The organism is Pseudomonas sp. PS02290 (assembly GCF_029960075.1).
Lineage (GTDB): Bacteria > Pseudomonadota > Gammaproteobacteria > Pseudomonadales > Pseudomonadaceae > Aquipseudomonas.
The window spans coordinates 1-5,902 of sequence record NZ_JASCOY010000169.1 but is presented as its reverse complement, the minus strand read 5'-3'; the positions used below and the strand labels follow the sequence as shown (position 1 = coordinate 5,902).

General features: G+C 63.2%; 7 protein-coding genes. 2 read left to right on the top strand and 5 right to left on the bottom strand.

Annotated features, from left to right (window positions below):
- Nucleotides 1-119: 119 nt before the first annotated feature.
- Entirely contained in the window at nucleotides 120-842 is a 723-nt protein-coding gene (locus tag QMX88_RS28485; RefSeq protein WP_282373583.1) for an aspartate/glutamate racemase family protein, read from the bottom strand.
- A 60-nt stretch (nucleotides 843-902) separates the two neighbouring features.
- Entirely contained in the window at nucleotides 903-1,898 is a 996-nt protein-coding gene (locus QMX88_RS28480; protein ID WP_282373582.1) for an aldo/keto reductase, read from the bottom strand.
- 313 nt (nucleotides 1,899-2,211) lie between these two features.
- On the opposite strand from QMX88_RS28480, the gene QMX88_RS28475 reads away from it, so the two are divergent.
- Nucleotides 2,212-2,769, top strand: coding sequence for an ATP-dependent Clp protease proteolytic subunit (locus QMX88_RS28475; RefSeq protein ID WP_237254443.1), 558 nt, complete (start codon nucleotides 2,212-2,214; stop codon nucleotides 2,767-2,769).
- A 77-nt stretch (nucleotides 2,770-2,846) separates the two neighbouring features.
- Entirely contained in the window at nucleotides 2,847-3,011 is a 165-nt protein-coding gene (locus QMX88_RS28470) for a hypothetical protein (protein WP_282373581.1), read from the top strand.
- 119 nt (nucleotides 3,012-3,130) lie between these two features.
- Here QMX88_RS28470 and QMX88_RS28465 read toward each other — a convergent pair whose 3' ends face one another.
- From QMX88_RS28465 to QMX88_RS28455, 3 genes are all read right to left on the bottom strand, one after another.
- Entirely contained in the window at nucleotides 3,131-3,313 is a 183-nt protein-coding gene (locus QMX88_RS28465) for a general stress protein (protein WP_282373580.1), read from the bottom strand.
- 129 nt (nucleotides 3,314-3,442) lie between these two features.
- The gene (locus QMX88_RS28460; protein WP_197984053.1) at nucleotides 3,443-4,192 is read right to left on the bottom strand and encodes an endonuclease/exonuclease/phosphatase family protein; all 750 of its coding nucleotides are present in this window, start codon (nucleotides 4,190-4,192) and stop codon (nucleotides 3,443-3,445) included.
- Between the two features lie 233 nt (nucleotides 4,193-4,425).
- Nucleotides 4,426-5,652 carry an MFS transporter gene (locus QMX88_RS28455; protein WP_282373579.1) on the bottom strand — a complete coding sequence of 409 codons (1,227 nt, stop codon included), beginning with the start codon at nucleotides 5,650-5,652 and terminating at the stop codon, nucleotides 4,426-4,428.
- Nucleotides 5,653-5,902: the final 250 nt, after the last annotated feature.

Below are 5,902 nucleotides of genomic sequence, written 5' to 3'. Positions count from 1 at the left end.
CGAAGAGGACAGTCCATCCGCTAAATCTTCAGCGGCTGGAATGCAGCCTTCGTGAGCAAGCTCACTCCCACAGGGTATGTGTTTGCCATTCAATCTGGCGTGGGTCGGACACTGGGCGTCTACGGCTTAAACGGCCAACCGACGATCTTCTTCGGCCGGGGCGTCGCATAGGTCCGCACTTTTGAGGTCTTCAACCCCAGACGCAACAGTGATTCCGCCAGTGCCACCGCTGCGGTAACGCCATCCACCACCGGCACGCCGGCGCGGTCACGGATGAGTTGATCCAGCCCGGCCATGCCGCCGCAGCCCAGGCAAATCACCTCGGCCTTGTCCCGACTCACCGCTTCCATGGCCTGCTCAACGATCGCCTCGACCGCACGCTCCGGCGATTCCTCCAGCTCCAGCACGCTCATGCCGCTGGCCCGCACCGAGGCGCAGCGTTCGTACACGCCGGCCAGTTTCAGGCGATCCTCGATCAGCGGCACGGTGCGGTCCAGCGTGGTGACCACGGCGTATTTATGCCCCAGCAACATCGCCAGGCTGGCCGCCGCTTCGGTGATGTCCACCACCGGCACCTCGAGCAATTCCTGCAAGCCCTCGCGGCCATGCTCGCCGTAACCCGCCTGAATCACCGCGTCATAAGGCCCTTCGTAGGACATCACCCGGTCCATCACCGCGATGGCCGCCAGGTAGCTTTCGAAATTACCTTCCACCGACTCGGCGCCGAAGCGCGGGGTCAGGCCGATGATCTCGGTGCCCGGCGAGGCCACGCTGCGGGCCTGCTCGGCAATGGTCTCGGTCATGGATTCGGTGGTGTTCACGTTGACGATCAGAATTCGCATGGACAGATCTCGCGCAGAAAACAAGGCCGGGCGTCTGGCCCGGCGTCGTTGCCCACGATATCAGTCTTTCATCGGCACGGGCGCCTGCAGGGCGATGAAGCCCTGATCGCGCATGGCCTGCCAGAAACCATCCGGCACCTGTGCGTTAAGCGCGGTGACGTCCTCGATGATCCGCGAAGGGCGGCTGGCACCCGGAATCACCGCCGCCACCAGGGGGTTGGCAAGGACAAATTGCAGCGCTGCCGATTTGATGTCGACCTGGTACTGACGGGCGATCTCCTGAATGTGCGCCACCTTGTCGATCATCGCTGGCGACGCCTCCTGATACTCGAAATGCTTGCCGCCCACCAACACGCCGGAGCTGTAGGGCCCGCCGACGACGAACTCGGCGTTGTGCTGACGGGCCTTGTCGAACAGCCGTTGCAGCGGTTGGTCGTGATCGAGCAGCGAATAGCGGCCGGCGAGCAGGAAACCATCGGGCTGGGCTTCTTCCAGATCCAGCGTCAGTTCGCACGGCTCGACGCGATTGACGCCCAAGCCCCAGGCCATGATCACGCCTTCTTCACGCAGGCGGGTGAGCGCGCGGAAAGCGCCGGTGCGAGCAATGTTGAAATGCTCGATCCAGGCATCGCCGTGGGCGTCCTGCGCGACATCGTGGACGAACACGATATCCAGACGATCAGTGTTCAACCGCTTCAGGCTCGCTTCAATGGAACGCAGCGTGGCGTCGGCGGAATAGTCGGTGACGATCTTGTTTTTCAGGCCCTCGGCGAACGGACCGCTGCGGGTCTCGGTATCGATCTCGTCGGAAATCAGCCGGCCGACTTTGGTGCTCAGCGTGTACTGGTCGCGTGGGACGCCGGCGAGGGCCTTGCCCAGGCGCTGCTCGGACAAGCCGGCGCCGTAGATGGGCGCGGTGTCGAAATAGCGAATGCCCTGGTCCCAGGCGGATTGAACGGTGGCCGCAGCTTCATCTTCATCGATGGTGCGGAACATGTTGCCCAGCGGCGCGGAGCCGAAGCCGAGGCGGCCGATGATCTTGTCGTGCAGACTCATGGAAGGTGTCCTGTGCGGTAGGGCGTGTTGAATGGCGCGCGGTTCATGGCCCGGATCGAGCACGATGAAACCGGCGAAGCTTCTTTACTGACTGTTGATTGCCGCAGGGGTTCTTCGTAATCCGCGGCGGTGGATTTTCACATGCTCGGTGAGCGGCTATCCTCATCCCATGCAAATCTCGCTATTTGCGGTACCTCACTGGGACCCGCTCCTGCGATTTCTCGTGTGACCGGCTCCTGCGATTTCTCTGCGGGACCGGCTTTAGCCGGGAAGAGGCCCGTGAGTACGCCATCCATGACCAGCGAGGCCGCCGATGAGCGAGCACATCATTCATTTCCACTGCGGGGTCGATCAGGCCAGCACCGAGCATTTTCGGGATCGCTGCCTGGAAGCCCTCGGCAAGGGCGCGACCGGATTGCTGCTGAATCTGTCGACCGCCGGCGGCAGCACCGCACTGGGATTCACCCTGTACAACTTCCTCAAATCCCTGAAAGTGCCGATCCGCGCGTTGAACAGCGGCAACATCGAATCCATGGGCATCGTCATCTACCTGGCGGCTCAAGAGCGGATTGTCTGCCCCCATTCGCGTTTTCTGATCCACCCCATGAGCTGGTACTTCAACCAGAGCTCGGTGGACCACTCACGCATGCGCGAATACCTGCGCAGCCTGGACAACGACCTGCAGCGCTACGTAAATATCTATCAGAGCGAGACCGTAAGCGCCGTGCACCCGCTGGACATCGGGCGCTGCCTGTCAGCGGAGGAGAAGGTGATCCGCGCCGAAGACTCCCTGGCGTGCGGCATTGCCCATCGTGTCGAGCAATTGCAGTTTGCCGAAGACGCCGTGCACTGGACCGTCAGCGCCAGCTAAGCTCGATCCATTGAACCCGGTCGTTGTCGAGCCCTCTGAATCTATTATTGGCCACATTGAAACGAGAGGTGACTGCCATGCAATCCCATACACCTGACGCTGCACCCGTTCCGCCGCGCCCCGCTCCCCAGCCGGGTGACGAAGACACAGGATTTGACGCCGACATGGACCCGGGCAACGAAGACCCGGGTTCTCAGTTTGATCGGGACGCGACGGTGCCGCTGATCGATCCGGATAAATGAGGGGGGAGGGTGCCGCTTACCCGTGTGCTTGCTATGAGGCGTACATTGCTTTTTTGACTGATGCTCAAACAAAAGAGCGAGAGCCTTGGCCCTCGCTCGCTTCACTCAGCCGCACGTCGTTACGACTTGCCGCCTGAGCCGCCTTTCTTGCCGGTGCCGCTCGCGCCTGCACCCGATTCTTTCTTCATATCGCTTCCGGCATTGCCGCTGCCTGAAGCCTGTCCGCCTTTCTTGCCGGCTTCGGACGCTTTCTCTTTATCGTTCGCAAAATTGCCAGGGTTCGACTTTCCGGTGTTAGCCATGATCGCAGACCTCTTGTTATTGAGAAGGCGAGACAGGTGCCTCGCCTTAACTGTGAGGGGGCGTTCACGCAATCGTTTAACCCGTCGACTCGCTGGCAGACCAACGGCGGTGACGAGTGATGCCCGCTGTTACATGTGCACTTCGACGGTCAGCGGCAGGTGATCGGACAGATGGGTCCACGGCCGCGTGCCGAGGATTTTCGGCTGGTGGCTGGTGGCGTTGCGCAGGTAGATCCGGTCCAGGCGCAGCATCGGGAAGCGCGCCGGGTAGGTCTTCGCCAGCCGCCCCTGACTGCGCTCGAAAGCTTCATGCAGGTAGCCGCAGCGCTGCAGGCGCTTGTTGCCCTGGAGCTGCCAGTCGTTGAAGTCGCCCGCGATCACCACCGGTGCGTCCTCGGGCAGGGAGTCGAGCAGGTCGCAGAGCAGGTTCAGCTGCAACTGGCGATGGCTTTCCAGCAGGCTGAGGTGCACGCAAATCGCATGGACCTCGGCATGCCCTGGCACTTGCAGCACGCAGTGCAACAAGCCCCGGCGTTCCGGCCCGGTGATCGAGATGTCGAGATTGCGGTAATGCAGGATCGGATATTTGGACAGCAGCGCGTTGCCGTGGTGGCCATCGGGGTAGACCGCGTTGCGGCCGTAGGCGAAGTCCGTCCACATGCTGTCGGCGAGGAATTCGTAGTGCGGCGTGTCGGGCCAGTCTTCGTACTTGGCGGCGTGGCGGTCATGGCCGCCGAGGACTTCCTGGAGAAACACCAGGTCGGCACCGGTGCTGCGCACGGCTTCACGCAACTCCGGCAGGATGAAACGCCGGTTCAGGGCGGTGAAGCCCTTGTGGGTGTTCACGGTCAGCACGCGCAGTTTGTGGACTTCGCGCAACGTGGCCGGGTCCGGAGGGGTAGCGTTCGAGCCAGCGGGATCGGGGGTCACGCCCTCACTCCTGTTCGGGGGATGTGCTATTCGGACCGGGACGCGAGGCGGCAGTTCAGCTTTTAGGTGGGACGGGCTGTGGCCGGGGAATTTCAACAGCCAGTGAGCGCTGTTGCAGAGTCGCCGGCCTCTTCCCTCTGTAGGACCGGCTTCAGCCGGGAAGCTTTGAGGCGCTGCGCTCGCTACACCCGCGTGTCGACCGGCGCCCTGCGCGACAGCACCACGGCCAGCGTCAACGCCGCCACCGACAACAACGCCGCGAAGAAGAAAATCCAGCCGTAGCCCATGCCCAGCGCCACCGCGCCCATCAGTGGTCCGGCAATGGCCAGGGCCAGGTCAAAGAACACCGCGTAGGCGCTGAGCCCCGCGCCACGACTGCTGTTGGGCACCTGCTTGATGGCTTCCACGCCCAGCGCCGGGTACACCAGCGACAAACCAAAACCGGTCAGCCCCGCGCCGATCAGGGCGAAGGTGGTGTCGGGTGCCAGCCACAACAGCAACAGCCCCAGGGTTTCCACCGAGATGCAGACGATCGCCGAGCGAAAGCCGCCGAAGCGGTTGATCGCATTGATGAACAGCAACCGCGCCAGGATGAAACAAACGCCGAACACCGTCAGGCACCAGGCCGCGCCTTCCCAGCCACGGGCCAGGTAAAACAGGGTGATGAACGTGGTCAGTGTGCCGTAGCCGATAGAGGACAGGGTCAGGCTCAGGCCGAACGGCGCCACCCGGCCGAACACCGAGAAGAACGGCAGGCGCTCGCCGCGTACCACCGGGATCGCCGGCTTGTTGCGGATCAACAACAGTGCCCCGGCGGCCAGCACGAACAGCACCACCCCCAGGCTGGCAAAGCCCAGCGCGCCGACCATCACCACCCCCAGCGGCGCGCCGATCGCAATGGCGCCGTAGGACGCGATGCCGTTCCACGAGATCGAGCGGGCGGTGTGCTCCGAACCGACCTGGCCGATGCACCAGCTGATGGTGCCGACGCCGATCAAGCCCTGGGACGCACCGAGGAACAGGCGAGCGATGATCAGGATGGTCAGACTGACCCCGGCGAAACGCTCCAGAAGGATTGCTGCCAACGTCAGCACGCCGCTCAACGCGATGCCCGACAGCCCGTAAACGATGGCGCGCTTGGTGCCGATGGTGTCGCAGATGCGTCCGGCCACCGGACGACTCAACAGCGTCGCCAGGTACTGGGCACCGATCACCAGCCCCGCGACCACCGCGCTGAAGCCCAGCTGGTTGTGCACGTAGCCGGGCATCACCGCGATGGGCAGGCCGATGCACAGGAAGGCGATGAAGGTGTATACGACGATGGAGACGATTTGCAGCGTGATCGCCATCGAACTGGCGTCATGGGTGGGGGAATGGGCAGGCGCATCGGGCGGCAGGGCGGCAGACATGGGGACTCTTCGCTGGAGCGGTGGGAGTGCCGCATCATCGCCCGTGGTGTCAGGAAATGAAAGCTGGCTAACGGTTTTTCTCCGCAATCAGAGAACACCCGGACTCGCCCTTTCCCGGCTAAAGCCGGTCCTGCGAGTGTTTGCATTTGCCTTCGTAGGACCGGCTTTAGCCGGGAAAGCGTCGGATGTCACACCGCAGGCTCGGGGGCGCCTGGCCTGGCGTCTTCCCGGCTGCAGCCGGGCCCCCGGT

Bases quoted from the DNA above. Each gene is read 5' to 3' on its own strand.
- QMX88_RS28485 (WP_282373583.1), bottom strand. From the start codon at position 842: ATGCGAATTCTGATCGTCAACGTGAACACCACCGAATCCATGACCGAG.
- QMX88_RS28480 (WP_282373582.1), bottom strand. From the start codon at position 1,898: ATGAGTCTGCACGACAAGATCATCGGCCGCCTCGGCTTCGGCTCCGCG.
- QMX88_RS28475 (WP_237254443.1), top strand. From the start codon at position 2,212: ATGAGCGAGCACATCATTCATTTCCACTGCGGGGTCGATCAGGCCAGC.
- QMX88_RS28470 (WP_282373581.1), top strand. From the start codon at position 2,847: ATGCAATCCCATACACCTGACGCTGCACCCGTTCCGCCGCGCCCCGCT.
- QMX88_RS28465 (WP_282373580.1), bottom strand. From the start codon at position 3,313: ATGGCTAACACCGGAAAGTCGAACCCTGGCAATTTTGCGAACGATAAA.
- QMX88_RS28455 (WP_282373579.1), bottom strand. From the start codon at position 5,652: ATGTCTGCCGCCCTGCCGCCCGATGCGCCTGCCCATTCCCCCACCCAT.